The sequence below is a fragment of the Polynucleobacter sp. HIN6 genome (assembly GCF_030297575.1).
In the GTDB taxonomy this organism is placed as follows: domain Bacteria; phylum Pseudomonadota; class Gammaproteobacteria; order Burkholderiales; family Burkholderiaceae; genus Polynucleobacter.
This window is the reverse complement of the sequence record NZ_AP028137.1, coordinates 340,393-367,179: the sequence shown is the minus strand read 5'-3', so window position 1 is coordinate 367,179 and position 26,787 is coordinate 340,393. Positions and strand designations below refer to the sequence as shown.

Genomic DNA, 26,787 nt, shown 5'->3' with positions numbered 1-26,787 from the left:
AATCTAATAAGTTAGTAAATACTCACTTAAGCCATATTTCCTGACGATCTGGTTTATTGAACCGTATCGATCATCCAAAGGTACTCAGGCCATGGAGGTAAGTGGCTGATTCAAATAGTTTTTTCTGGAAGTGCGTATTATACTCGATTGAGCCAATCAAGACCTACAAAAGCTTAAAAAATATCGATTTAAGCCATTTATTTTCTGATTTTCCTACCGCCTACTCAAACGCTGACTAATTTCCCGGTAGCGCTCTAAATCCTGTGTATTTGCAGTTCCCTGAGTCATTTTTTCGGTAATTTCAGTCATTTCGGCTTTCAAATGACCAAGTTCTAGCTTATTTAAGACTCCCTCCAGATCCTCTTTTGCTCCAAGATACTCAATCTCAGAACCCAAAATGCGTTGCCTGAGGATTTGGTACAAATCGGCCAATGGACTGGTTGCTAACTGATCCTGAAAAACCGCAAAGGAAGAATTTGGATTTTGAGTATTGATCTCCAGAATGTCGCATTGATGAATCAGGTCGCTCATTAAATCATGCGCCTTATCTGATCGTTTTTTGGCGACCTCCATTGCCAATTGACGTTGATCGGGGGTCATGTCTTTTCCAAGAATCGGGAACTGAATCAGTAAACGCATGATGTGTTCTGACAAATCGGTTGGCCTGGGTGGTTCAACGTTAGGACGGGACTGCTTTGCCGATCGTGCGGCGATCGGTTTTGTAATTACCGGTTTGATATTCTGCGATTTGGTTTGGGCTTGAGTGGTAGGGAGCGGAGTTTTAGTAGCAGAAGTCAATGCACAAAATTGCTCAAGCTCACTCACACTCGATGCGGTACGATTCGCAAGCTCACGCAGCAGTTGAGACCGCAAAGCAATTGCTGGCATCGATTGCAACCAGGGCTTAGCAACATGGTGGGTTTTAGCTCGACCCTCTGGAGTTCCTAGATCATTACCCTCACTCGCAAGCTTGAAAAAGAATCCGGATAAGGGCATCGCCTGATGAATTGCTTGCTCAAACGCGGCAGCGCCATATTGACGGATATAGCTATCGGGATCGTGCTCACTGGGCAAGAATAAAAAACGAATTTCTTTATCGTCACTCAAGATGGGTAGGGTTGCCTCCAGCGCACGCTGCGCCGCACGCTGACCGGCTGCATCCCCATCAAATGAAAATACAATCCGATCGGTTTGGCGCAATAAAGTGCGCACATGAAAGGGTGTGCACGCAGTCCCCAAGGTGGCAACCGCATTGGCAAAACCTAGTTGGGCCAAAGCCACCACATCCATATAGCCTTCACAGACCAAGACAAATCCGCGATCCCGAATCGCTAAGCGCCCCTCAAATAATCCGTAGAGGGTATTTCCTTTGGAAAACAACGGGGTCTCTGGAGAATTTAAATACTTAGGCTCCCCTTGATCTAAGATGCGGCCGCCAAAGGCAATCACTTGTCCTTTGGGATTTCGAATGGGGAACATGATCCGATCTCGAAAGCGGTCATAACGTTTGGTCTTGCCCTGACTGTCGGTACCCTCCCCCTGGATAATCAAGCCAGCCTCGATCAGTAATTTGGCAGTTTCATCTTTGATGTACGAATCAAATACCGCCTCGAGTCCCTGCCAGCCATCAGGTGCATACCCAAGGCCATAGCGCTTGGCAATCTCGCCGGTCAAACCACGCCCCTTCAGGTAGTCAATGGCCCGCTGCGATCCTTTTAGTTGCTGAGAATACCAATCGCTCGCCATAGTCATTACTTCGCCCAGGGCCAAGGCTTGCTTTTGCGCAATCACATCACGAACATTGCGCTCTTCACGGGGAACAGACAGACCCACCGAGCGGGCGAGATCTTCAATCGCATCCACATAAGACTGTCCGGAGTACTCCATCATGAAGCCAATTGCCGACCCATGCGCGCCGCACCCGAAGCAGTGATAGAACTGCTTGGTGGGGGATACTGAAAACGAGGGTGACTTCTCTTGATGAAAAGGACATAAGCCTTGATAGTTCGCGCCCGCCTTTTTGAGTTTGACGTGCTTGCCCACCACATCCACAATATCGACCCGATTGAGTAAATCGGAAATAAAGGATTGGGGAATCAGGGCCATAAAAGAATCACTACTTTGCGAGAGCGGCCTTGACCATGCCCGAGACCATTCCCATGTCGGCTTTCCCAGCAAGTTGTGCCTTGAGTGCTCCAATCACTTTGCCCATATCCTGTGGGCCCGCAGCTCCCAAGCTCGAAATTGTCTTTTGAATCGCCGCCTGCACTTCAGCCTCTGATAGTTGGGCTGGCATATACGCTTGTAAGATTCCCAGCTCTTTACTCTCTTGGTCCACTAAATCCGTGCGACCTGCTTTCTGAAACTGCTCAATTGAATCTTTGCGCTGCTTGATCAGTTTTTCAACAATGGCAATGATGCCGGCATCATCTACCGTAATACGCTCATCCACTTCGCGCTGTTTAATTGCAGCCAACAATAAGCGAATGGTGCCCAGCCGCTCGGTCTCTTTAGCACGCATAGCTGACTTCATGTCTTCGGTAATTTGCTCTTTGAGAGTCATTTAAGTTCTCCAAATCGTAGATGGTACTGATCCATTATCCAAGAGATTAAAAAAACAAAGCCCGCAGACTAGGCGGGCTTTGATGACTGGTGGTTTTCGGGAACTTTCCGAAACCCAGAAATTATTAATAGAGCTTTTTGGGGAGCATCTGGCTACGAATGCGCTTGTAATGGCGTTTTGCAGCGGCTGCTTTCTTACGCTTACGCTCGGCAGTGGGTTTCTCATAGAACTCACGAGCACGAAGATCGGTCAATAGACCATTCTTCTCGATGGTGCGCTTAAAGCGGCGCAATGCCACTTCAAATGGTTCGTTTTCGCGAAGGCGTACTGTGGTCATGCTGTTTTTACTCGCTTTTACTCTTTGATTGCTTGAAAATGGTCAAAATTTACTAAAACACGGATTCTAGCACGACCCCGCCACCAATGATAGTCCTCGGTATTGAAACCTCCTGCGACGAAACCGGCCTAGCCATCTATGACACAGGGCCCTGGGAGGCCGGAAGACCTGCCCATCATGGCATCTTAGGTGCCGCTTTGCACTCCCAAATTGAGATGCACCAAGATTATGGTGGGGTGGTTCCTGAATTGGCCTCACGAGACCATATTCGCCGCTTAATTCCCTTATTAAACAAGGCGTTAAAAGATTCTGGCCGCACCTTCCAGGAAGTCGATGCCATTGCCTACACCCAGGGGCCTGGTCTGGCAGGCGCCCTGCTGGTGGGATCAGCCTTTGCCAATGCACTAGCCCTGGCAACCCAAAAACCCCTGGTCGGAGTTCATCATTTAGAGGGTCATCTACTATCCCCTTTGCTAGCAGATGGATCCTCGCGCCCACCTAAATTCCCCTTTGTTGCCCTATTGGTCTCCGGTGGGCATACGCAACTCATGCTCGTAAATCGAATTGGGGACTATCAACTGCTTGGGGAAACAGTGGATGATGCAGCCGGTGAGGCGTTTGACAAGACTGCCAAATTATTAGGTCTTGACTACCCAGGCGGGGCAGCGCTCTCAAAATTGGCAGAGTCTGGAAAGGCTGCCGGATTTGATTTACCCAGACCGATGTTGCATTCCAAAGATCTGGATTTTTCGTTTTCGGGACTAAAAACCGCAGTGCTGCACCAAGTCAAAAAAGCGCAATCCACCAATTCTGATACCGAGTCTTTTCGTGCCAACCTCGCCTGTGCATTTGTTGAGGCCGTGACCGATGTCTTAAGTCATAAAGCAATGGCAGCACTCGAGCAAATGGAGTGTCGTGATTTAGTGGTTGCCGGAGGTGTGGGTGCCAATACCCAGCTTCGGAAAAAACTCACCGCAATGGCAACTGGACGCGGGTATCAGGTGCACTATCCACCAATCGAGTTATGCACTGATAACGGAGTGATGATTGCATTTGCAGGAGCACTTCGACTACTGCAAAGTGGTTCAACCACGAATGGGGCATTTGATATCAAACCCCGTTGGGATCTGAGTTCTTTAGATCGCTCGAATCATTAAGGAAGGCTGATACGGGCGAACGCACTGTGGTTATGGATGGACTCAAAGTTCTCCGCTTCGACCATCAAAGACAGGATTCGTTCATCGTGCTTTAACCGGGTAGCAACATCACGTACTAAGTCTTCCACAAATTTAGGAGTCTCATACGCGCGCTCTGTTACCCACTTTTCGTCAGGGCGCTTCAAAATAGCCCACAACTCGCTTGAGGCTTCGGTCTCTGCAATACGCAATAGCTCTTCAACATTCAGATTGGCGGCAGGATCGACTTTGACCAAAATGGTGACATGCGATCGCTGATTGTGGGCGCCGTATTCCGAAATCTCTTTTGAACATGGGCATAAGCTCATGACCGGTACGATAGCCTGTAGATACAAGTCAACATCGACGCTTTCATCAGGCATTTGTTTGGCCTCGGCACGATACGTGACCTCGTAATCCATCCAACTTTCTACCGAGGAAACGGGTGCGCTTTTCTTTTCAAAATGGGTGTATTGCATTTGAATACGGCCCTGCTTCGCCTGCAACAGGGGTAACATTTTTTTTGCCATCCCAACGATCTTTGAGCCACTGTAAGCGCCTTGCTCATCGTGCAAAAGATGGACAAAGCGCGACATATGGGTCCCCTTTTGGTCAGCTGGGAGTGCCACATCCATTTCAAACTGAGCAACAGTTGGAAATGATCCAGAACCACTTTGAACATGAATGGGATGCTTGATGCCACGAATTCCAACACGCTCAATCGCAAGAGCGCGAAGGTCATGACCACCTTGAATGTCAGGCAAGGCAGTCGTGTTCAGGAAGTGGGTGTTTAAATCATTCATACCAGTATTTTCGCTCAAAACAATCCAACTGGCTCAAGGAGCGCCTGTACAAACGCTTTACTTACCGACGGGGACCTGATCCGATGGGGTCTTAAGATTGAGTGGGGCGGTACCCAAATCTGGGAAGCGGGCAAGAATTGCTCCCTCGATTCCTGCGGCATCCAATCCACACTGAGCCATGAGCAAGTTGTAATCCCCGTGCTCAATAAAGACATCGGGTAATCCAAGAGTTAATACCGGCTTGGTGATACCCAAGAGGTTCATGGCCTCCATGCAAGCGCTACCAGCACCACCCTGAACACAACCGTCTTCAACAGTCACAAAGTAATCATGATTACGGGCAAGCGTTTTGATCAACTCAATATCCAGCGGTTTTACAAAACGCATATTCACTACCGTAGCATCCAGTTTTTCGGCAACATCCAAAGCAGGATAGAGCAGCGTTCCGAATGCCAGAATAGCGAGACGTTTACCCTTTGTTTGTGCCTCACGACGAATTTCACCATACCCGAGTGGTAAGGAGCGCAATTCGGCAGATGGCGGATTGCCAATACCTGCGCCGCGGGGATAGCGAACTGCGCTTGGGTGATTTTGATGATACGCGGTCGTTAATAGATCACGGCACTCCGCTTCATCCGCCGGAGTCATGATCAACATATTAGGAATGCATCGCAAATAGGCAATATCGTATGCCCCGGCGTGAGTCGCACCATCGGCACCCACTAACCCAGCACGGTCAATCGCAAACACAATCGGTAAATCTTGCAAGGCCACATCATGAATTAACTGATCATAGGCACGTTGTAAGAAGGTGGAGTAAATCGCCACGACGGGTTTCATACCCTCGCAGGCCATACCTGCAGCAAAGGTCACAGAATGTTGCTCCGCGATACCCACATCATAGTAACGATCGGGGAAACGTTTTTCAAACTCGACCAAGCCTGAACCTTCGCGCATTGCAGGTGTGATACCAATTAATTTTGGATCCGCCTGCGCCATATCGCATAACCACTCACCAAATACTTGAGTGAATGTTTTCTTACCCGCACCACTCGATTTGATTCCTTCTTGGGGATTAAATTTACCGGGGCCATGGTACAAAATGGGATCCGCCTCAGCCAACATATAGCCTTGGCCTTTGCGCGTGATCACATGCAAGAACTGAGGCCCATTCCCCTCCTTTGCCAAACGGCGTACGTTTTGCATCATCGGGATGAGGGTATCCAAATCATGGCCATCAATGGGACCAAAGTAGGTAAAGCCAAACTCCTCAAAGATGGTGGATGGGGATACAAAACCTTTGGCATGATCCTCAAGACGTTTAGCAAACTCGCGCAACGGCGGTGCCATCGAGGACAGAACTGAATCAATTCCTTTTTTGGTTGCCGAGTAAATATTGCCGCTCAGAAGACGCGCTAGATAGCGATTGAGGGCGCCAACCGCTGGTGAAATTGACATATCGTTGTCATTTAGAATGACTACCAGAGGCATATTCTCATACACGCCTGCATTGTTCATGGCTTCAAACGCCATTCCCGCACTCATCGCGCCGTCGCCGATCACAGCAACTGCCACCCGATCCTCGCCCTTGGTTTGCGCTGCGCGCGCCATCCCCATGGCTGCCGAGATGCTGGTAGAGGAGTGAGCTGTACCAAAAGTGTCATACTCACTCTCAGAACGTCTTGGAAATCCTGACAATCCCCCAAATTGCCGTAAGGAGTGCATCTGATCGCGACGTCCAGTCAAAATCTTATGCGGATAACTTTGATGACCCACATCCCACACGATCCGATCGTGCGGTGTATCGAATACATAATGCAAGGCAATCGATAGCTCTACCGTTCCTAAATTCGACGAGAGGTGACCGCCCGTCTTTGATACAGAATCCACGATGTACTGTCTTAGCTCATCGGCAAGTGCCGGGAGCTCCTCACGTGTTAATTTACGTAAATCGCGAGGGTCATTGATCGAGTGCAACATACTATTTTTTGCGATCCACAACTAAATGAGCAATATGACGCAAGGCATCGGCCTGTGGCCCAAACTCATTCAGACTGTTTAGCGCTCTCCCCTTTAATTCATTAGCCAGTTCGTTTGCATAGTCTAAACCCTTCAGGGTCACATAGGTAGGCTTATCTTGCGCCGCATCTTTGCCCGCCGTTTTTCCAAGTGTTGCACTATCAGAGGTCGCATCCAGAATATCGTCCACCACCTGAAAAGCCAAGCCAATCGCCTTTGCGTAAGTATCAAGTTGAGCCATCGCTGGATCGGACAATTGGGCGGCAATCCCTCCGAGCTGGACAGCGCAAATGAGTAGAGCACCGGTCTTCATGGCATGCATTTCTTCTAGAGCGGGCAAGTCCATTTTTTTGCCCACGTTCTGCAAATCAATCGCCTGTCCACCGGCCATGCCCTTAGAACCCGAGGCATGAGCCAAGGAAGCAATCATGCGCAGCTGTGCAAAACCGGTCTTTGGGTCAGGACCGACTGGATACGAGAGGATTTCAAAGGCACGGGTTTGTAATGCATCGCCCACTAGTAAAGCAGTCGCCTCGTCATAGGCTTTATGAACTGTAGGGCGTCCGCGGCGCAAATCATCATCGTCCATGCATGGCAAATCATCGTGCACCAGGGAATAGGTATGAATCATCTCAATCGCACTCGCGGCACGATTCACGAGCGACCCATCCACTTGATCAACTGACCCTAACTCACTCGCAGCAAATACTAATAGGGGACGAATTCGTTTGCCACCACCCAACACGGCATAGCGCATGGCGGCGTGCAAATGCTGGGGGATCGCAGTATCTGAGTCGAGATACTGCAGGAGCGCACATTCTGCTCGCTGGGATTGGGAGGCCAACCATGCCTCAAATGAAAATAGGCTCATCAACGCGACTTGAATCGAATTAGGTCTCGATCACTTTGACTTGTTGCTCAACCTGTGCCAACACGCCCTGACAGTGTTTTAAGAGTGCAGCACCTCGTTGATAGGCGACCAAGGTTTCTTCAAGGGATAGCTTGCCAGATTCCATAGCAGCCACCAAGGACTCAAGCTCTTTAAGGGCTGCCTCATAGCGCATTTGGGGGTCAATATTTCCCTCGATTGGGGCTGGGTTCATTTTTTTACTTGCCATTTCAAGATCTTAATACCGAATTGAATTTCAACTGATTTAGGGGTTTATGGGGATTTTCGTCGTTTGACAAATGTCACGAGCAAGATTTTGCCCCATGGGTATAATCCTTTTTCCTTTCCAATATCGACACGTCGATGGTTGGATTGGTTGTTCCGCTTAGCTTCGGCTGACTTTTTCGGGGGTGGGGAGAATGACTAATCTGGCTACCGCGCAATTTCTTGCGCCGTCCAATTTACAACTGCCGGTTTCGGCATATTTTGACGTTGATTTATTTCAACAGGAATTGCAATTGCTGTTTAAGCAAGGGCCCGGCTACGTCGGTCATGAACTCATGGTTCCAGAAACAGGTTCGTACCGAACCCTGCTAGCGGAAAATGAGGGGCGTATTCTGGTTCGCAATCACGAAGGTCCAAACGGTATTGAGCTCTTATCCAATGTCTGTCGCCACCGACAAGCACTGATGCTCAATGGTAGCGGAAAGGTCGACAACATCGTTTGTCCACTGCATCGCTGGACCTACGATCTCGAAGGTCAGTTGCTAGGTGCTCCACATTTTGGGGACAAGCCTTGTTTGAATCTTGGTAAGTCACCTTTACAAAATTGGCAGGGCCTACTATTTGAAGGTCCTAGGGATGTGCAAGCCGACCTCGGAAAACTCTCCGTGGGTCGCGATTTGGATTTTTCGGGTTATATGCTCGACCATGTTGAGGTGCACGAGTGCAACTACAACTGGAAGACCTTTATTGAGGTATATCTCGAGGACTATCATGTAGTCCCTTTTCATCCAGGGCTTGGTAAGTTTGTGTCTTGTGATGATTTGCGCTGGGAGTTTGGTGACTGGCACAGTGTGCAGACCGTCGGGATTCACAAGGAACTGAGTAAGCCTGGTACACCAACCTATCGCGCCTGGCACGACGCGGTTTTACGTCATCACCAAGGTCAGATGCCAAAACATGGTGCCATCTGGCTCACTTACTACCCCAATGTGATGGTGGAGTGGTATCCAGGTGTACTCTGTATTTCAACGCTACATCCGATTGCCCCAAATAAGACTCGCAATATTGTGGAGTTCTATTACCCTGAGGAAATTACTCTTTTCGAGCGCGAGTTTATTGAAGCGGAACGTGCTGCGTATATGGAAACCTGCATTGAGGATGATGAAATTGCCGAACGCATGGACGCTGGTCGCGCGGCACTGCTCGCACGCGGCCAAAACGAAGTGGGTCCCTATCAAAGCCCGATGGAAGATGGCATGCAACACTTCCACGAATGGTATCGTCGTGAAATGAACTACTAATGGATCTTCACCCAGGAGGCTATATGAATCCCATCATTACTGCAAATCAACTGGAAGAACTGATCAATGAAGGCAGCGATGTCTTAATTTGCGATTGTCGCTACGACCTCACGAATGCCAACGCCGGCTATGCAATGTACAAAAATGCCCACATCACTGGCGCCATCTATGTGAATGTTGAGCATGATTTATCGGGCCCTAAAACGGGGAAGAATGGTAGGCACCCACTTCCAAGCCCTGAGGCTTGGGCAAAAACGCGTCAACGCCTTGGGATTGCTAATCACACCCATGTGGTTGCCTACGATAGTCATGGCGGCACCTTTGCGAGTCGTTTATGGTGGATGCTACGCTCGATTGGCCATGCCTCGGTGCAAGTGCTTGATGGCGGACTAGACGCTTGGAATGGCAGTATTGGTAATGTGGGTCGTGAACCAACACCATTGACCTCGATGCCAGAGGTCTATCCCTTCCAGGGAGTTATCACAACCAATGAGATGGAACAAAACGTCAAAGCCGATACTCCTAAAATGGTGATTGATGCGCGCACACCCGATCGCTTTCGCGGTGAGAATGAGACTTTAGACCCGGTCGGTGGTCATATTCCCGGAGCAACTAATCGCTGCTTTAAGGAGAATTTGGTCTCGGGTAAATTTAAATCGCCCGAGCAACTCTATAAAGAATTTGTTCTCCTCATTGGCCAACAAAAACCAGGAACGATTATTCATTCGTGTGGATCTGGGGTTAGTGCTTGCCATAATCTGTTGGCGATGGAAGCAGCAGGCCTCAGTGGCTCACGCTTACATGTAGGTAGTTGGAGCGAATGGTGCTCAGATCCAAGTCGTCCGATTGAGCGATAAACCCGGTTTGTATTCCTTAAATTAGTGGTTGTGGTCGGTTAGTAAAACCACAATCCCAACCCCGATTGCAATTAATACGATCTGGCGTAGCGACTCCTGCCAATGGGGTCGCCGATGCATCTGCGGAATTAAATCACTCACCGCGATGTAAATAAAGCTGCTCGATGCAATCACCAGCAGATAGGGCATCACTTGAGTAGCGCGCTCTAAAAAGTAATACGCTAATACGCCCCCGACCACTGCCATCAAACCACTAATTCCGTTGTATAGCAATGCGCGTGCCCGAGAGAAGCCCGCATTGAGAAGTACGATGAAGTCTCCAATCTCTTGGGGGATCTCATGCGCAATGATGGCTAAGGCAGTAAAGATACCGATTTGCACATCGACCATAAAGGCGGCAGCAATCAAAACACCATCCACAAAATTATGAATGCTGTCACCCACCAAAATCATCCAACCACTACTACCCGCCTCCTCTTTATCGTGGCCGTGGTGATGGTCATGCCCATCGCCTTCGTGGTGATGGCTATGACGAAGGAGTGCGATTTTCTCCAAGAGAAAAAATCCAAGCAATCCACCCAAGAGGGTGGCAAATAGGTAGTTGGCTTGTGCACCTGGGATCTCAAAGGCCTCGGGCAGAGAATGCAAAAAGGCGGTGGCCAACAAAATACCTACCGAGAGGCTCACCATATTATTGACGATCTTGGCAAGCAAGGTTAAGGAAAGGCTTGCGGCAGCGAGCACACTCGCAAGCCCGGCGCCTGCGGTGACCAAAACAATCATTTGAAGTGTACTCAAACCCACAGGCAATCCGCTCGATTCAATGGATTTTTAAGAGACGCCGTACTGCTTAAACCAAGCTAGACATTTTGCCCAGCCGTCTTTTGCGGGACCCTCGCGGTAGGTATTGCGATAGTCCGCATGAAAGGCATGTGGGGCATCTGGATAGATCTCGAACTTGGAGGCTTTCGCCGCAGGATTGGAACTTGCTTTAGCGAGTGCTGCTTTCATTTGCTCCACGGTATCGAGTGGAATACCAGTATCAGCTGAACCATAGAGACCCAATACGGGAGCTTTCAGATCGGCTGCAATCTCAACGGGCTGTCTTGGGTTATTAGCGGTTTTATCGCCCACCAGGCGTCCATACCAAGCTACGCCCGCCTTCACCTCAGGCATCGTTGCTGCTAACCAGGTAATGCGTCCACCCCAGCAAAATCCAGTGACACCGACTTTTTTAAGATCGCCGCCATTTTTACCAGCCCAGGCAATCGCAGCCTTGAGATCGCCCAATACTTGAGCATCGGGGGTCTTGGCCACAATATTGCTCTGAATCTCGGCAATGGTTCCAAAGGTATTGGGATCGCCCGCACGAGTGAAGAACTCTGGCGCAATCGCCATGTAACCCAACTTTGCAAAGCGGCGGGTGGTATCAGCGATGTACTCATGCACTCCAAAAATCTCACTCACGACAATCACAATGGGCAAGGGGCCACTTGCTTTCTCAGGACGAGAAATATAAGCCGGCATATTAAAACTACCCACCGGAATATCCTGCTCACCCGCTTTAATGCCAGTAAAGTCGGTTTTAATCGCTTGGGCCAAAACAGGATCCGAAGCGGCTACAAAGCCAATCCCCAAGGCTCCGGCGGTCACCGTTGCTGTTGAGGCTTTCAGTGAGGTCTTCATGAAATCACGTCGACCTGAATCATTTTGCTTGTGATCATTACTCATTGCCTTGTCTCCCAGTTTGTTTTCAATAACGAATGCGCTAATGCGCTTCTTCCCAATTATCGCCAACTCCGATACTTACAATCAGAGGCACCTTGAGTTCAGCAATCGATCCCATGAGTCGAGGTAGGGATGATTTTAGATGCTCAAGCTCCTCAGGCGGGGCCTCAAAGACGAGCTCATCATGCACTTGTAAGAGCATGCGGGTCTTCAGTTGCTCTTGTTCTAGCCAATTTTGTACGGCGACCATCGCCAACTTAATGAGATCGGCGGCCGTTCCTTGCATTGGTGCATTAATCGCTGCGCGCTCAGCGCCCTGGCGTTTTGGTCCATTGGCTTTGATGTCCGGTAACCATAAGCGTCGCCCACATACGGTTTCTACATAACCATTGACACGAGCCTCTTCTCGAGTTCGTTCCATATATTGAGCAACGCCTGGGTAACGCTCAAAATATTTTGCAATGTACTGCTGAGCAGCTGCGCGCTCGATCTTTAAATTGCTGGCTAGTCCATAGGCGCTCATGCCGTAGATGAGACCAAAGTTAATCACTTTGGCATAGCGCCGTTGCTCCGAGCTCACTTGCTCCAGTGGAATCGCAAAGATCTCGGCCGCTGTCGCTTGATGAATATCCTTACCCGCCTTAAACGCAGCTAATAAGTTTTCATCCTCGGCAATGTGCGCCATGATACGCAGCTCGATTTGCGAGTAATCAGCCGAGACCAAACGATAGCCTGCTTGGGGAACAAAGGCCTCCCGAATGCGTCGGCCTTCCTCGGTGCGCACTGGAATATTTTGCAAATTAGGATCGTTTGACGCCAAACGGCCGGTGACCGCAACGGCTTGGGCGTAATTGGTATGGACGCGCCCTGTTTTGGGATTGATCATGCGCGGCAGTTTCTCGATATAGGTCGACATCAACTTAGCCAAACTACGGTAATCCAAAATCCGTGCCGGCAAGGGAAAATCCTCGGCTAGTTTTTGTAAGACCTCTTCGTCGGTGGATGGCGCTCCTGATGGAGTCTTTTTAACTACAGGTAATTGCAGTTGCCCAAACAGAATTTCACCGATCTGCTTGGGTGATTGGATATTAAATGGCTGACCCGCCAGTTGATGAATCTCTTTTTCGAGGACGAGGAGTTTTTTTCCAACCTCCTGCCCCTGGATTGCTAACTTGTCACGATCAATCGTGATGCCATTACTTTCCATGATGCCCAAGACGCGCATCGCTGGCATTTCGATCTGTTCATAGACGAACCGCAATCTCGGCATGCGTTCCAATTGTGGCCATAAATGGTGATGAAGACGCAGGGTGATGTCAGCATCTTCAGCGGCATACTCGGTCGCAGTTTTGAGATCCACCTGATCAAAGCCAATTTGATGCACGCCTTTGCCACAGACCTCTTCATATTGAATGGTCTTCACTCCCAAATGGCGCTGGGCTAAGTTGTCCATACTGTGGCTAAGGTGCGACTCTAGGACATAGGATTCGAGTAAGGTATCGTGCTCAACGCCTTGTACCTGAATTTGATAATTACCAAACACGTGCATATCGTATTTAAGGTTCTGACCCAATTTTTTGGCTAGCGGATTTTCAAGCCAGGGCTTTAGTTGCGCGAGCACCCAATTGCGATCCAGTTGCTCTTCGCCAGTACGATGCGCAACCGGGATGTAACAGGCCTTACCCTCTTCAACCGATAAGGAAATCCCAACCAGCTCGGCTTGTAAGGCATCTAGGCTCGTGGTCTCGGTATCAATACAGGTTAATGTGGCATGCTTAATTTTCTGTAGCCATTGTTCAAACACTTCTTGGGTTGTCACACATGTGTAGTCACGCGTAATCTCACTTTTAGATGGTGCTTGAGACTCCTGCGAAAGAGGCTCTTGGAAGACTGGGGTATCTGAATGATTCGTTGCGCTCTGTGAAGTTGGAGCAGATAGACTCTTAGCGTCTAGTTCTTTCAACCATGATTTAAATGCGTAGCGCTCAAAGAGTGCTCTCAGTTGGCTTGGGTCTTCGGGCTTCGCGTGTAAATCATGTAATGAACCGATGTGCGGATTGAGATCGCAATCGAGTTTTACTGTCAGCAGTTCTCTGGCCTTAGGTAACCAATCAAGACTCGCTCGTAAGTTATCACCCACCACTCCTTTAATTTCACTCGCGTGGGCGATGAGTTGATCCAAATCACCATACTCAGCTAACCATTTATTTGCTGTTTTGGGTCCGGCCTTATGAACTCCTGGAACGTTATCCACGCTATCCCCAATAATCGCTAGATAATCCACAATGCGCTCCGGTGGCACACCAAATTTAGCTACCACCCCCGTGCGATCTAATTTCTCGTTGGTCATGGTGTTCACTAAAGTTACTTTGTCATTCACGAGTTGCGCAAGATCCTTATCACCCGTGGAGATCACGGTTGACCAGCCCATCTCAGCAGCTTGCCGGGCCAGAGTGCCAATCACATCATCGGCCTCGACACCGGAGATCATGAGCACTGGCCATCCGAGCGCCTTAACTACCTCATGAATCGGCTCGATTTGTGCCACCAAATCCTCGGGCATGGGGGAACGATGCGCCTTGTACTCAGGATATAAATCCTCTCGGAAGGTCTTACCCTTGGCATCAAATACACAGGCAATGTGATCGGCGCCGATTTCCGCACGGGCGCGTCGCATCATATTGACCATACCGTAGATTGCCCCAGTCGGCTCCCCAGCACTATTTCGTAGATCCGGCATGGCATGAAAGGCTCGGTAGAGGTAACTAGAGCCGTCGACAAGGAGTAATTGGTGTGCTGACATGCCTCAATCGTACAATTTAGTTGCTGGGGTCTGGAAAACCCCTGATTTTGCTGTATCGGCGTAACGGTGGGGCAAATCCTAGTTTCTTAGGATAATAGGTGGCATTCTCTCTTAATAAAAATGACGATATCCCTCAATTTACCTACTAAATCTGGACTACTTATGAGGCGCTATGTTTTCATCGTATGTTCTGCCGCACTCTTATCTCATGGTGTGTTTGCCCAAACATCTGGCACACAAGCGCTAAGCAAAGAAGATCTGAACCAAATTAATAATCAGCCATTAGCTCCGTCATCCAGAAATCCTGCGGGTCTTGGCGTCAAGGAAGAGCGCAAGCCCAGCTTTGAATACACCGACCCCTCCGGTACTCAAATCCGCGAATACCGGGACAGTAATTTACCTACTGAGATCGAGGTGAAATCCGCCTTTGGTACTTATGAGATGTCACCCCCACAAACGGTATTTCCAGCAGGCGGTATGTCATCGGATAATTTGATTAGCGTTCCGAGTATTCGGATTCCGATAAAGTAATCCGACTCATGGCGGTTTATACCTCCCTCACTCTTGATGAGATCGCTCCTCGCATTGCTAACGATTTTTCAATTGGCAATGCCATCGAACTTAAAGGTATTCATGGTGGGATTGAGAACTCCAATTTCTTTCTGGATTGCCAAACCTCTGAAATCAATCACTATGTTCTGACCATCTTTGAACGGTTAAGCGCTGCGCAACTGCCCTATTACTTGGAGCTAATGCTTCATCTTGCCAATCAAGGCATCTCAGTTCCCAAGCCGATTGCCAATCGTGCTGGACAGCTATGGTTTGAGATCAAAGGAAAACCGGCAGCGATTGTCACCAAACTCTCGGGTCAATCAGAACTTACCCCCCAGAGCGAGCATTGCGATGCCGTGGGTAGAGAGTTAGCGAAAATGCATCTGGCTGGGCAATCGTTTGCGCTATCCCAACCCAATTTACGCAGCCTCTCCTGGTGGCAAGAGACCGTTCCTGTCATCGTGCCACACCTTAATACGTCTCAAAAAGAATTGCTCTTATCCGAGATGCAATTTCAGGAGACATTTTTTCAATCCTCGGTATACAAGTCTCTTCCTGAGGGCCCTTGCCATTGCGATCTCTTTCGGGACAATGTGCTTTTTACTCGCCACCACAGTCAAGAATCCTTAGGTGGTTTTTTTGATTTCTACTTTGCGGGCAATGACAAATGGTTGTTTGATTTAGCCGTCACTGCCAATGATTGGTGTTTGGAGGAGCCCTTTACCAATGGCTCAGGCGCTCTTAATCGCGAGCGCTTGCATGCCCTTCTCACTGCCTACATCAACGTTCGCCCACTCACCGATGGCGAAGAAGCATCGTGGAGCGCGATGTTGCGCGCGGCCGCTCTGCGGTTTTGGATCTCGCGGCTTTGGGATTTTTACCTACCTCGTAATGCGCAGATGCTCACACCCCATGATCCAACGCATTTTGAGCAAATCCTACGTAACCGCCGTCACACAAGTTAAGGTAAGCTAAGCGCCTATGAATCTCAATCCCGTTGCAACCAATGAAGGCTATGTATGGGTCCGCCAGGGGGTTTGGCTCTTCAAGCAAAACCCGCTAGGCTTCTTGATGCTTGTCTTTATGTATGTTTTTCTGGCTCAGCTAGCCATCATGATTCCATTGGCTGGAGTATTTGCAGTCCTCATTTTGACCCCTGCTCTATCGGTTGGCTTCATGACCGCGTGTCGTCAAACTATTCAAAAAGAACGGATTTTGCCAACCGTCTATCTAGCGGCGTTTCGCTCCAATAACCCTGAAGTTAAAAAACGCATCTTGCAACTAGGACTGGTATATGCCCTCATGATCTTCACCATGAGCTTAATTGCGAGTATGGTGATTGATTTTCAGGCGCTCCTGCCATTCATTACCAATGACAAACCGATCACCTCTGAGGTCATGCAGCAGTTGTATTACTCACTGATGATCGGTGGTATTTTGTATATCCCTGTAGCTATGCTCATGTGGTTCGCCCCCGTCTTGGTAGCGTGGGCTGATATGCCACCGAGCAAAGCTTTATTTGCTAGCTGGATGGCGTGCTGGACCAATAAAGGCGCGTTCTTTTACTACATCACCATCTGGAGCGTAGTGCTGATTGTGATTCCGCTCACTCTGGGAATGATCATGGATATCATCGGTTTGAGCCGTTACGCGTCTTTTGTGGTGGCGCCCTTCTCCATGGCTGCATTAACGGTGATGTATTGCTCGTTCTTTGCGACCTGGAAGGGTTGCTTTACGGGTAATGATTACGAGCAGTTACCGAATTAGACCGGAGTATTAGGTCTCAACTGCCACCAGCTTGGCAATCGATAGTTGTAACCACTTTGCGCCATGGCGTTTGAAGTTCACTTGCGCCTTGGCATCGACTCCTTCACCTTCTAGTGCAGTCACACGCCCTTCACCAAACTTAGTATGAAATACTTCTTGACCAACCCGAAAAGAATGTCCGCGCTTCTTGTTTTGCTCTAACTGCAATGAACTCGTAACAATCGCGTTACTCGCCTGATCATTGCGTACAGGCACATCACTCTCGTTGCCGCCCCACCATAACTCATCGACACTGTTTGTATTTACAGATCGTCCTTTTTGCCACGATGTTGCTCCCCAGCGGGCATCTTTTGCTTTAGGTGTTAAGTGTTTGAGGCTCTCCGCAGGCAATTCATCCAAAAAGCGTGATGGCATGTTGTAACGCACTTGACCATGGAGCATACGTGATTGCGTATGCGAAAGATACAAACGCTCTTTGGCGCGTGTAATTGCTACATACATAAGGCGTCGCTCTTCCTCAAGTCCACGGGGCTCTGAAATACTATTCTCATGAGGGAATAATCCCTCCTCTAGGCCAGTCATAAATACGGCAGAGAACTCCAAACCTTTCGCCGAATGCACAGTCATCAACTGAATCGCATCCTGACCGGCCTCAGCCTGATTGTCGCCAGCCTCAAGCGATGCATGGGCCAAAAATCCTGCCAGCGGTGAAATATCCTCCACCCCAGCTTGCTCTGGGCTGGGTGGCGTAGCGGCTTGAACATCTTGACCATAGCCCTCTTCGGCCACAAACGCGGTCGCAGCATTAATCAGCTCTTGTAAGTTCTCAACGCGATCTTGCCCCTCACGCTCAGTCAAATAATGCTGAATTAAACCACTGTGCTGAATCACATACTCCACCGTCTCCGGTAAGGTATTGTGTTTAGTCGCATCTCGCAGATGCTCAATTAAGCGCACAAACCCCGAGATACTATTACCGGCTTTACCCTCAATGAACGAGGCTGCTGCATAGAATGAGCACTGGTGTTGTTTGGCAGCATCTTGTAAGGCTTCGATCGAACGCGCTCCAATACCACGAGCCGGGAAGTTCACAACCCGTGCAAAGGAGGTGTCATCATTGGGGTTTTCAAGTAAGCGCATATACGCTAATGCGTGCTTAATCTCAGCGCGCTCAAAAAAGCGTAGGCCTCCATACACGCGGTAAGGGATATTGGCTGAGAACAACCCGTGCTCAATGATGCGTGACTGAGCATTGCTGCGATAGAGCACCGCAATCTCGCTACGGCTCATGCCACCGCGAATCAAGGCTTTGATTTCATCAATTAGCCAAGCGCACTCCATACCATCGCTTGCGGCCTCATAAATACGAACCGGCTCACCTACACCGGCTTCAGTACGCAGGTTCTTACCCAAGCGATTTTGATTGTGTGCAATCAAATGGTTAGCAGCATCGAGGATATGCCCGTGTGAGCGATAGTTTTGCTCCAACTTCACGGTTACAGGCTTAAATTGCTTCTCATAGAGTCGCATATTCTCGACATCTGCACCCCGAAATGCATAGATACTCTGATCATCGTCACCAACCGCGAATACCGAGCTGCTAGTCATCTGACCATTGCCGGCTAAGAGCTTGAGCCAAGCATATTGCAAGGCATTGGTATCTTGAAACTCATCAATCAAGATATGTTTAAAGCGCTCCTGATAGTGTGTGCGGATTAGCTCATGGTGTTTAAGTAACTCATAGCTGCGCAATAAGAGCTCCGAAAAGTCGCACACCCCTTCGCGCTGACACTGGGCATCGTATGCCTCATACAACTGAATCATGCGGGCCTCAAAATCATCCCCCGGATCGAGATCCTTGGCACGCTTGCCCCGCTCCTTGGCATTGGCAATAAAGTACTGTAATTGCCGCGGTGGAAACTTCTCATCATCGACGTTGAGGCTCTTTAAAAGCCGTTTAATCGCGGAGAGTTGATCTTGTGTATCCAGAATCTGAAAGGTCGATGGCAGGCCCGCATCGCGATGATGCGCCCGTAGTAATCGATTACACAAGCCGTGAAAGGTGCCTACCCACATACCTCGGGTATTAATGGGCAGCATCGCACCCAAGCGGGTGAGCATTTCTTTAGCTGCTTTGTTGGTAAAAGTCACCGCCAAAACCCCAATCGGAGAAATTTGTCCCGTTTGAATCAGCCAAGCAATGCGGGTAGTCAAAACGCGGGTCTTGCCGCTACCCGCTCCCGCCAAAATCAGTGCTGATTGAGGGCGCCCATCGGGGTGAGTTGGAGGTAGGGTCACCGCCTCCCGTTGTTCGGGATTGAGGTTCTCAAGTAAATCAGCGTACATCGTCCCAATTATAATTTGATGCTTATGTCTGACACTGCCCATTCCCCTGAAAAACCCTCGCTCAATCACAATCCTGACTTAGCCAAATTAGCCAAGTCATACGAGCCAGCCCCAATCGAAGCATTCTGGGGACCTGAGTGGGAAACGCGTGGCATTGCTACCGCTAAGGTTGATGATGGCAAAGACAATTTTTGTATTCAGCTACCACCGCCCAATGTCACGGGCACCTTGCATATGGGTCATGCGTTTAATCAAACCATCATGGATGGCTTAGTGCGCCATGCACGCATGTCCGGTAAGAATACCCTCTGGGTTCCCGGCACTGATCACGCCGGAATTGCCACCCAAATTGTGGTGGAACGCCAACTCGATGCCCAAAAAATCTCCCGCCATGATCTTGGGCGCGAGGTCTTCCTGAAAAAGGTGTGGGAGTGGAAAGAAGAATCCGGTTCCACGATTACGCGGCAGATTCGGCGGCTTGGTGCATCCATTGATTGGTCACATGAGTATTTCACGATGGATCCCAAGATGTCCGAGGCTGTAGTTGAGGTCTTTGTCACTCTCTTTGAACAAGGACTGATCTATCGCGGCAAGCGTTTGGTCAATTGGGATCCGGTGTTAGGTACTGCAGTTTCAGATTTAGAGGTAGTGAGTAGCGAAGAGCAAGGTAGCCTCTGGCACATACGCTACCCCCTCTCTGATGGGAGTGGCCACTTGGTGGTCGCAACGACACGTCCCGAAACCCTCCTGGGTGACGTGGCGGTCATGGTGCATCCAGAGGATGAGCGCTATCGTCACCTGATTGGTAAAACTGTTGAGCTTCCCCTTTGCCAACGCAGCATCCCGATTATTGCGGATACCTATGTGGATATGAGTTTTGGGACTGGGGTAGTAAAGGTCACGCCCGCCCATGACTTTAATGACTACGCGGTAGGTCAGCGTCATCAGTTACCACTCATTAATGTCTTAACGCTCGATGCCAAAATTAACGAGCATGCTCCGAAGGTCTATCAAGGGTTCGATCGCTTTACCGCTCGTAAGCAAATTGTGGCCGATCTCGAAGCAGCTGATCTATTGGAAAAAGTTCAGCCCCACACCCTCATGGTGCCGCGGGGTGATCGAACCCAAACCGTGATTGAGCCGATGCTCACCGATCAGTGGTTTGTGGCGATGTCGAAAGCAAGTCCCGATAATCGCTACCAACCGGGTCAATCGATTGCTGGAGCCGCCTTGCATGCGGTCACCTCGGGTGACATCCAACTCGTACCTGAGAACTGGATCTCAACCTATACCCAGTGGCTCGAGAACATTCAGGACTGGTGCATCTCGCGGCAATTATGGTGGGGCCATCAGATCCCCGCATGGTATGGAGATAACGGCGAGATCTTTGTGGCGCGCAATGCGGATGAAGCGCAGGCTAAAGCCAAGGCAGCGGGCTACGCAGGAGATCTCAAGCGTGATGAGGATGTCTTAGATACTTGGTTTAGTTCTGCCTTGGTGCCATTTAGTTCACTGGGGTGGCCCAAACAAAGCAAAGAGCTCGATCACTTTTTACCCTCCTCGGTCTTGGTCACCGGCTTTGACATCATCTTCTTTTGGGTCGCGCGCATGGTGATGATGACCTGCCACTTTACTGGGAAGGTACCATTTAAAACTGTTTATGTGCATGGCTTAGTGCGCGATGCCGAAGGCCAGAAAATGAGTAAGTCCAAGGGCAATACTCTGGACCCCATCGATTTGATTGATGGTATTGCACTCGACGACTTGGTTCAAAAACGCACTGTAGGCCTCATGAACCCCAAACAAGCGGAGAGCATTACCAAGAAAACCAAGAAAGAGTTTTCAGAGGGTATTCCGGCCTTTGGTACCGATGCATTGCGCTTTACCTTTGCCTCGCTTGCTTCATTGGGACGTAATATTAACTTTGATCAAAAACGTTGCGAAGGTTACCGTAACTTTTGTAATAAGCTGTGGAATGCCACACGCTTTGTTTTGATGAGTTGCCCCGGGGATGAAAAAGACAATGGCTTCGCACCGTGTGATAACCAATGTGGCCCCGAAGGGTATCTGGATTTCTCGCAAGCGGATCGCTGGATCGTCTCGCAACTGCAGCGTACCGAAGCGGATGTCGCCAAAGGCTTTGCCGATTACCGGTTTGACAACATTGCTCTCGCCATTTATCAATTTGTGTGGGATGAATATTGCGATTGGTATTTAGAGCTTGCCAAAGTTCAGTTACAACATGGCAGCCCTGCTCAACAAAGGGCAACCCGTAGAACGCTTTTGCGCGTTCTCGAGACCATTTTGCGCCTGGCTCACCCCATCATTCCATTCATCACCGAGGAGTTATGGCAAACCATTGGTCCCAAGAGTGGTAAGGCGCTTTCCAATCAACCGTTGCAATCCATCGCACTCCAACCCTACCCTGTATCGCAAAGTGACAAGATCGATCCGGCTAGCGAGTTATGGATGGGTGAGGTTAAAAGCATTATTGATGCGTGCCGTAATCTGCGTGGAGAAATGCAAATCTCGCCTGCTCAGAAGGTGCCCTTATGGATTTATGGGGACACAGACTTTTTAACCAAAGCGGCTCCCTACCTAAGCGCACTGGCAAAGCTCTCAGAAGTGAAAATCGTGACTGATGAATCCACTTTGGAAAAAGATGCGCCAGGAGCACCGATTGCCCTCGTCGGTCGTAATAAGTTATTGCTGAAGATTGAGGTTGACCCCAAAGCAGAAGAAGCGCGACTTACCAAAGAAATTACGCGCCTTGCCAACGAGATCGCTAAATGCCAAAGCAAACTAAATAATGAATCTTTTGTGTCCCGTGCTCCCGCTGCAGTTCTGGAGCAGGAGAAAAAACGTCTAGCAGATTTTGAAGTGAGTCATGCGAAGCTGACTGAGCAATTAGCCAAGTTGAAGTTGTCATCCTAAAGCCCCATAATTATTGATATGAGTTCAAAACCCATCACCAAAGCAGTCTTTCCTGTTGCAGGATTGGGTACTCGCTTTTTACCAGCTACCAAGGCATCTCCTAAAGAAATGCTCAATGTGGTGGATAAACCATTGATTCAGTATGCAGTCGAGGAAGCCATTGCTGCTGGCATTACGGAAATGATTTTTGTGACCGGTCGCAGTAAGCGCGCGATTGAGGATCACTTTGATAAGGCGTATGAGCTTGAAGCGGAACTTGAAGCGAAAAATAAGCAAAGCCTTCTAGAGATCGTGCGCAATATCAAACCCAGCCATGTGGATTGCGTCTATGTACGCCAAGCAGAGCCATTGGGCCTCGGACATGCGGTTTTATGCGCTGAGAAATTAGTACGTGACGAACCGTTTGCCATTATCTTGGCTGACGATTTGTTGGATGGCAAAACTCCAGTCCTCAAACAAATGGTTGATCTGCATTCCAAACACAATGCTTCAGTCTTGGCTGTCGAGAAAATTCTGCCAGAGCAAACCAAATCGTATGGGGTCGTAGCAGCCAAAGCCCAAAGCGCTGGAATCCACTCCGTTACTGGAATCATTGAAAAGCCAGCGGCTAAAGATGCTCCATCCAATCTTGGGGTAGTAGGTCGCTACATCCTCTCATCATCTATTTTTGGCCACATTCGTAATCTTAAACCTGGTTCGGGCGGGGAATATCAACTCACCGATGCCATACAAACTCTCCTAAAGGATGAGCCGGTACTGGCTTATGAGTACGAGGGTGTGCGCTATGACTGCGGCAGTAAGTTGGGCTACCTTAAGGCAACTATTGAGTTTGCACTCAAACATCCTGAACTCAAAGATGAGTTTGGGTCTTATCTTAAAAATCGCTCATAAAAATTAGGCGTACTGAATTTCTACCGGATTAGGGCTTGAGCCTGTTTTACTTCCCAAAATCTGATGCAAGTTGCGTAGGCAATTGTCATCCGGGTAAAGACGGACATCTTCTGGAAACTGGACTAAACAAGCTCCGCCTTTAGCCATTACAGCAGCAGTCAATGGCAGTCCTTTCGGTGGATTTTGTAGGGCGCTCCCCATTGGGGCTTTGACTAAAAATGGATTGATCTGGGCTTTCAGAACCTTTAGATCAATGCCGGTATCTAAGTTGAGATGAACGTTTCTGGCAAAGCGTAGACGTGCGCCCACAATATCCATCACACTCTCAGCAACAATTCGCAAGCCTCCTGAGAATTTATCAGGACTGACATTCACCTTAGCAATTAATAACTCATCTTCTTTAAGCCAAGAGCGATTGGGTTCGTACACTTCGCTATAGAGCGTGAGCTCAACGGCTGCACTACCATCATCAATCGTAGCAATCATCATCCGTCCACGCTGCCCCATCAGCATCCGTGACGAGGTAATGATGCCGGCGACGAGTTGATCCTTACCCTCTGTGAGCTTGATGAGTGGTTGACGAATAAAGTGCGTCACTTCGGGCCGGTAGGCATCAAACAAATGCCCGGTTAAACACAGGCCCAATGCCGCTTTTTCATCTTGAAGTCGCTTCTTCTCAGAAAAAGGAAGTTCCTTCACGTACTCCGGTGCATGGGCTTGCGCCACATCCTCTGCATCAAAGAGACTTACCTGATGCACTGAGGCTTCAGCCTGCTCGGCAGCCTCGATCGCACGGGAGAGTGAGGCTAGAAGTGTGGAGCGCGCATCATAGGTATTTGCGAAGCCTTTAGCAGCATCGGTCGCAATCGAATCAAATGCCCCCGCCCGAATCAAGGCTTCAATCGCACGGCGATTGACTTGACGCCGATCCACGCGGGCACAAAAATCAAACAGATCTTTAAATAGTCCATTCTTGCGAGCTTCCACAATGATTTGGATTGCCCCTTCACCGGTGCCTCGGACCGCTCCCAAGCCATAACGAATTGTGCGTATCCCTGCGCTTTGCTCCTCATCATCGGGCTCGGTAATCGGTGTGAACTCGTACATACCGGTATTAATATCCGGCGGCAAAATCTTTAAGCCATTGTGCAGGCTATCGTCATACAAGATCTTCACCTTATCGGTGTCATCCATCGAGAGCGATAAGTTGGCCGCCATAAATTCAGCGGGGTAATAGGCTTTCAGCCACGCGGTTTGATAGGCTAAGAGCGCGTAGGCTGCTGCATGGGACTTATTAAATCCATAACCCGCAAAACGCTCCATGAGGTCATAGATTTCATCGGCCTTGTGCTCGGTGAGTCCATTTTTTTGCGCCCCCTCGCGAAAGATCTGGCGATGTTGAGCCATCTCCTCGGGCTTCTTTTTACCCATCGCGCGCCGCAATAGGTCAGCACCCCCTAAGGAGTAACCTCCAATCATCTGCGCCATTTGCATAACCTGCTCTTGGTAGACCATGATGCCGTAGGTCTCACGCAATACGGGCTCAATGCGAGGATCGGGATACTCCACTTTCTGCTGCCCGTGTTTACGTTTAATGAAATCGGGAATGAGGTCCATGGGACCCGGTCGGTATAACGCCACCAAGGCAATAATGTCTTCAAAGCGATCGGGTTTGGCATCGCGCAGCATCCCTTGCATGCCCCGACTTTCCAGCTGAAACACGGCAACCGTATTACCGCGCTTTAAAAGCTCAAAAGCTTTGGGATCATCCAGTGGGATATCACTGATACTCCAATCCTTACGTTCCGCATGTAGTTTCTGAATCCAACGCTCTGCCCCCGCCAAAATCGTCAGAGTGGTGAGTCCCAGGAAGTCAAACTTCACAAGACCAATCGATTCCACATCATCTTTATCAAATTGGCTAATAACCCCTGCATTGGCATCGCCCCCATCTTGGGTATAGAGCGGGCAAAAATCGGTGAGTTTGCCAGGGGCAATTAACACCCCTCCGGCATGCATGCCCACATTGCGGGTCATACCCTCGAGCTGCTGTGCAAGCGCTAAGAGTTGGCGCACTTCCTCTTCATTTTTTTCCCGCTCAGCGAGTTGCTTTTCTTCTTTCTTGGCAGACTCGATCGTGACTACTTGCCCTGGCTTAAACGGTACGAGCTTGGCAATGCCATCAACAAAACCATAAGGCTGCTCTAGAACCCTTCCCACATCCCGAATCGCGGCCTTAGCTGCCATGGTTCCAAAAGTGGCAATTTGACTCACCGCATCCTTGCCGTACTTCTCTTTCACATAGGCAATCACGCGGTCGCGCCCATGCTGACAAAAGTCAATATCAAAGTCGGGCATCGAAACTCGCTCGGGATTTAAAAAGCGCTCAAAGAGTAAGTTGTAGCGCAGAGGATCCAGATCGGTAATCCCCAATGAGAACGCGACCAAGGATCCAGCGCCCGACCCACGACCCGGGCCCACCGGCACGCCATTATTTTTGGCCCAGTTAATGAAGTCCGCGACAATCAAGAAGTAGCCTGGGAAGCCCATTTGCGCAATCGTATTGACCTCAAAGCGCAAGCGCTCGCGATAGCCGGGCTCAAGGGCCTTACGCTCTTCTTCGTTGGGATAGAGTTTGCGCAGATTTTTATCCAAGCCGATCTCCGCCTGTTGCATGAGGTATTGATCGAGTGGCATACCATCGGGCGTTGGGAACTCGGGTAACCGCGCTTGTCCTAAGGTCAGGTTGAGATTGCACATCTTGGCAATTTCTACGGTATTGGCAAGCGCCGCTGGGAGATCCGCAAAGCGCTCGCTCATTTGCGCTTGCGTCAGAAAATATTGCTCTTCGGTAAAACGTTTGGGACGACGCGGATCGCCCAATAACTCGCCTTCTGCAATGCACACCCGCGCTTCATGCGCCGTGTAATCCTCGGGCTTCATGAACTGAATCGGGTGGGTGGCAACGACCGGAATCTTCAAATCACTAGCGAGTTGGCATGCAAGCTGAATATGCGCCTCTTCTTGAGCATGACCAAAACGCTGAAGCTCCACAAAATAGCGGCCACCAAAGACCGTTTGCCAGTGTTTGGCCGACTCACGCGCCCTCGCCTCATCCCCGTTTAGGAGTGCAACTCCCACATCCCCCAGATGTCCACCCGAGAGCGCAATTAAGCCCTCGGCCAATGTTTTCTTCTTTGATCCTTTAGTACTTGCGGGCAGCGACTCACTCAACCATTCCGGTTGGATCTCTGCTCTTCCGTGACGCTGATTATGGAGCGACGCTTTACTTAAAAGCTCGCAAAGATTGAGGTAACCGGTGTGGTTTTGCACCAAGAGCAGCATGCGATAGGGTTGGTCGGGCTCCTGGGTGTTGGTCACCCACACATCGGCACCAGCAATCGGCTTCAGACCGGAGGAGCGGGCAGCCGAGTAAAACTTAATGAGACCAAATAAATTGCCCAAGTCGGTAATTGCGAGGGCGCCCATGCCATCCAAAGCAGCGGCCTGCACCGCGTCATCGATGCGCACTACCCCATCGGTAATCGAGTACTCCGAATGCAAGCGCAGATGAATAAATTGGGGGGCTGCCATATG

20 protein-coding genes are annotated in these 26,787 nt (G+C 49.6%); 8 read left to right on the top strand and 12 right to left on the bottom strand.

The features are described from left to right. Positions 1-213: 213 nt before the first annotated feature. From dnaG to rpsU, 3 genes are all read right to left on the bottom strand, one after another. Positions 214-2,100 (bottom strand): DNA primase, encoded by a 1,887-nt coding sequence (gene dnaG, locus QUE66_RS01845; protein WP_286224704.1) that lies wholly within the window; start codon positions 2,098-2,100, stop codon positions 214-216. Between the two features lie 16 nt (positions 2,101-2,116). Continuing rightward, positions 2,117-2,563: a GatB/YqeY domain-containing protein gene (locus tag QUE66_RS01840; RefSeq protein ID WP_286224121.1), complete on the bottom strand. Its 447-nt coding sequence runs from the start codon at positions 2,561-2,563 to the stop codon at positions 2,117-2,119. Positions 2,564-2,687: 124 nt separating this feature from the next. Continuing rightward, a complete protein-coding gene (gene rpsU / locus QUE66_RS01835; RefSeq protein WP_011903537.1) occupies positions 2,688-2,900 on the bottom strand; it encodes a 30S ribosomal protein S21 in 213 nt (70 codons plus the stop codon). Positions 2,901-2,986: 86 nt separating this feature from the next. Between rpsU and tsaD the strand changes: the two genes are divergently transcribed. Beyond that, positions 2,987-4,057, top strand: a complete 1,071-nt coding sequence (tsaD, locus tag QUE66_RS01830; RefSeq protein ID WP_286224046.1) for a tRNA (adenosine(37)-N6)-threonylcarbamoyltransferase complex transferase subunit TsaD — start codon at positions 2,987-2,989, stop codon at positions 4,055-4,057. Here tsaD and folE2 read toward each other — a convergent pair. From folE2 to xseB, 4 genes are read right to left on the bottom strand one after another with little or no spacing between them, the layout of a single operon-like run. Beyond that, positions 4,054-4,878, bottom strand: coding sequence for a GTP cyclohydrolase FolE2 (gene folE2 / locus QUE66_RS01825; protein ID WP_286224045.1), 825 nt, complete (start codon positions 4,876-4,878; stop codon positions 4,054-4,056). The genes tsaD and folE2 overlap by 4 nt on opposite strands. Before the next feature lie 57 nt (positions 4,879-4,935). Beyond that, entirely contained in the window at positions 4,936-6,858 is a 1,923-nt protein-coding gene (gene dxs / locus QUE66_RS01820) for a 1-deoxy-D-xylulose-5-phosphate synthase (protein WP_286224044.1), read from the bottom strand. Between the two features lies 1 nt (position 6,859). Next, positions 6,860-7,768, bottom strand: coding sequence for a polyprenyl synthetase family protein (locus QUE66_RS01815; protein ID WP_286224043.1), 909 nt, complete (start codon positions 7,766-7,768; stop codon positions 6,860-6,862). 19 nt (positions 7,769-7,787) lie between these two features. Then, positions 7,788-8,015 (bottom strand): exodeoxyribonuclease VII small subunit, encoded by a 228-nt coding sequence (xseB, locus tag QUE66_RS01810; RefSeq protein WP_286224042.1) that lies wholly within the window; start codon positions 8,013-8,015, stop codon positions 7,788-7,790. Between the two features lie 190 nt (positions 8,016-8,205). Between xseB and QUE66_RS01805 the strand changes: the two genes are divergently transcribed. Both QUE66_RS01805 and QUE66_RS01800 read left to right on the top strand, forming a co-directional pair. Further along, complete coding sequence (locus QUE66_RS01805; RefSeq protein ID WP_286224041.1) at positions 8,206-9,312, top strand: aromatic ring-hydroxylating oxygenase subunit alpha; 1,107 nt, start codon at positions 8,206-8,208, stop codon at positions 9,310-9,312. Further along, complete coding sequence (locus QUE66_RS01800) at positions 9,312-10,169, top strand: sulfurtransferase (RefSeq protein ID WP_286224040.1); 858 nt, start codon at positions 9,312-9,314, stop codon at positions 10,167-10,169. The genes QUE66_RS01805 and QUE66_RS01800 overlap by 1 nt, the downstream gene beginning before the upstream one ends. Before the next feature lie 21 nt (positions 10,170-10,190). On the opposite strand, the gene QUE66_RS01795 is transcribed toward QUE66_RS01800, so the two are convergent. From QUE66_RS01795 to polA, 3 genes are read right to left on the bottom strand one after another with little or no spacing between them, the layout of a single operon-like run. Continuing rightward, a complete protein-coding gene (locus tag QUE66_RS01795) occupies positions 10,191-10,952 on the bottom strand; it encodes a ZIP family metal transporter (protein WP_286224703.1) in 762 nt (253 codons plus the stop codon). A gap of 48 nt (positions 10,953-11,000) precedes the next feature. Beyond that, positions 11,001-11,900 (bottom strand): dienelactone hydrolase family protein, encoded by a 900-nt coding sequence (locus tag QUE66_RS01790; RefSeq protein WP_458574879.1) that lies wholly within the window; start codon positions 11,898-11,900, stop codon positions 11,001-11,003. A gap of 37 nt (positions 11,901-11,937) precedes the next feature. Continuing rightward, positions 11,938-14,700, bottom strand: coding sequence for a DNA polymerase I (gene polA, locus QUE66_RS01785; RefSeq protein ID WP_286224039.1), 2,763 nt, complete (start codon positions 14,698-14,700; stop codon positions 11,938-11,940). Positions 14,701-14,862: 162 nt separating this feature from the next. On the opposite strand from polA, the gene QUE66_RS01780 reads away from it, so the two are divergent. Genes QUE66_RS01780 through QUE66_RS01770 form a run of 3 tightly spaced genes read left to right on the top strand, consistent with a single transcriptional unit; the run spans position 14,863 to position 17,019 of the window. Further along, positions 14,863-15,231 carry a hypothetical protein gene (locus QUE66_RS01780; RefSeq protein WP_286224038.1) on the top strand — a complete coding sequence of 123 codons (369 nt, stop codon included), beginning with the start codon at positions 14,863-14,865 and terminating at the stop codon, positions 15,229-15,231. 8 nt (positions 15,232-15,239) lie between these two features. Next, entirely contained in the window at positions 15,240-16,217 is a 978-nt protein-coding gene (locus QUE66_RS01775; protein WP_286224037.1) for a homoserine kinase, read from the top strand. Between the two features lie 16 nt (positions 16,218-16,233). After that, positions 16,234-17,019 carry a BPSS1780 family membrane protein gene (locus QUE66_RS01770; protein ID WP_108507894.1) on the top strand — a complete coding sequence of 262 codons (786 nt, stop codon included), beginning with the start codon at positions 16,234-16,236 and terminating at the stop codon, positions 17,017-17,019. 9 nt (positions 17,020-17,028) lie between these two features. On the opposite strand, the gene QUE66_RS01765 is transcribed toward QUE66_RS01770, so the two are convergent. Then, the gene (locus QUE66_RS01765; protein WP_286224036.1) at positions 17,029-19,365 is read right to left on the bottom strand and encodes a UvrD-helicase domain-containing protein; all 2,337 of its coding nucleotides are present in this window, start codon (positions 19,363-19,365) and stop codon (positions 17,029-17,031) included. A 24-nt stretch (positions 19,366-19,389) separates the two neighbouring features. On the opposite strand from QUE66_RS01765, the gene QUE66_RS01760 reads away from it, so the two are divergent. After that, positions 19,390-22,299, top strand: coding sequence for a valine--tRNA ligase (locus QUE66_RS01760; protein ID WP_286224035.1), 2,910 nt, complete (start codon positions 19,390-19,392; stop codon positions 22,297-22,299). An 18-nt stretch (positions 22,300-22,317) separates the two neighbouring features. Beyond that, positions 22,318-23,190 (top strand): UTP--glucose-1-phosphate uridylyltransferase GalU, encoded by an 873-nt coding sequence (gene galU / locus QUE66_RS01755; RefSeq protein ID WP_286224034.1) that lies wholly within the window; start codon positions 22,318-22,320, stop codon positions 23,188-23,190. 3 nt (positions 23,191-23,193) lie between these two features. Here galU and dnaE read toward each other — a convergent pair whose 3' ends face one another. Then, a complete protein-coding gene (dnaE, locus tag QUE66_RS01750) occupies positions 23,194-26,784 on the bottom strand; it encodes a DNA polymerase III subunit alpha (RefSeq protein ID WP_286224033.1) in 3,591 nt (1,196 codons plus the stop codon). Positions 26,785-26,787 lie beyond the last annotated feature (3 nt).

Bases quoted from the DNA above. Each gene is read 5' to 3' on its own strand.
- QUE66_RS01775 (WP_286224037.1), top strand. From the start codon at position 15,240: ATGGCGGTTTATACCTCCCTCACTCTTGATGAGATCGCTCCTCGCATT.
- rpsU (WP_011903537.1), bottom strand. From the start codon at position 2,900: ATGACCACAGTACGCCTTCGCGAAAACGAACCATTTGAAGTGGCATTG.
- QUE66_RS01760 (WP_286224035.1), top strand. From the start codon at position 19,390: ATGTCTGACACTGCCCATTCCCCTGAAAAACCCTCGCTCAATCACAAT.
- QUE66_RS01765 (WP_286224036.1), bottom strand. From the start codon at position 19,365: ATGTACGCTGATTTACTTGAGAACCTCAATCCCGAACAACGGGAGGCG.
- QUE66_RS01770 (WP_108507894.1), top strand. From the start codon at position 16,234: ATGAATCTCAATCCCGTTGCAACCAATGAAGGCTATGTATGGGTCCGC.
- galU (WP_286224034.1), top strand. From the start codon at position 22,318: ATGAGTTCAAAACCCATCACCAAAGCAGTCTTTCCTGTTGCAGGATTG.
- dxs (WP_286224044.1), bottom strand. From the start codon at position 6,858: ATGTTGCACTCGATCAATGACCCTCGCGATTTACGTAAATTAACACGT.
- QUE66_RS01795 (WP_286224703.1), bottom strand. From the start codon at position 10,952: ATGATTGTTTTGGTCACCGCAGGCGCCGGGCTTGCGAGTGTGCTCGCT.
- QUE66_RS01815 (WP_286224043.1), bottom strand. From the start codon at position 7,768: ATGAGCCTATTTTCATTTGAGGCATGGTTGGCCTCCCAATCCCAGCGA.
- QUE66_RS01790 (WP_458574879.1), bottom strand. From the start codon at position 11,900: ATGAGTAATGATCACAAGCAAAATGATTCAGGTCGACGTGATTTCATG.
- QUE66_RS01805 (WP_286224041.1), top strand. From the start codon at position 8,206: ATGACTAATCTGGCTACCGCGCAATTTCTTGCGCCGTCCAATTTACAA.
- dnaE (WP_286224033.1), bottom strand. From the start codon at position 26,784: ATGGCAGCCCCCCAATTTATTCATCTGCGCTTGCATTCGGAGTACTCG.
- polA (WP_286224039.1), bottom strand. From the start codon at position 14,700: ATGTCAGCACACCAATTACTCCTTGTCGACGGCTCTAGTTACCTCTAC.
- folE2 (WP_286224045.1), bottom strand. From the start codon at position 4,878: ATGAATGATTTAAACACCCACTTCCTGAACACGACTGCCTTGCCTGAC.
- QUE66_RS01800 (WP_286224040.1), top strand. From the start codon at position 9,312: ATGGATCTTCACCCAGGAGGCTATATGAATCCCATCATTACTGCAAAT.
- tsaD (WP_286224046.1), top strand. From the start codon at position 2,987: ATGATAGTCCTCGGTATTGAAACCTCCTGCGACGAAACCGGCCTAGCC.
- QUE66_RS01780 (WP_286224038.1), top strand. From the start codon at position 14,863: ATGAGGCGCTATGTTTTCATCGTATGTTCTGCCGCACTCTTATCTCAT.
- xseB (WP_286224042.1), bottom strand. From the start codon at position 8,015: ATGGCAAGTAAAAAAATGAACCCAGCCCCAATCGAGGGAAATATTGAC.
- QUE66_RS01840 (WP_286224121.1), bottom strand. From the start codon at position 2,563: ATGACTCTCAAAGAGCAAATTACCGAAGACATGAAGTCAGCTATGCGT.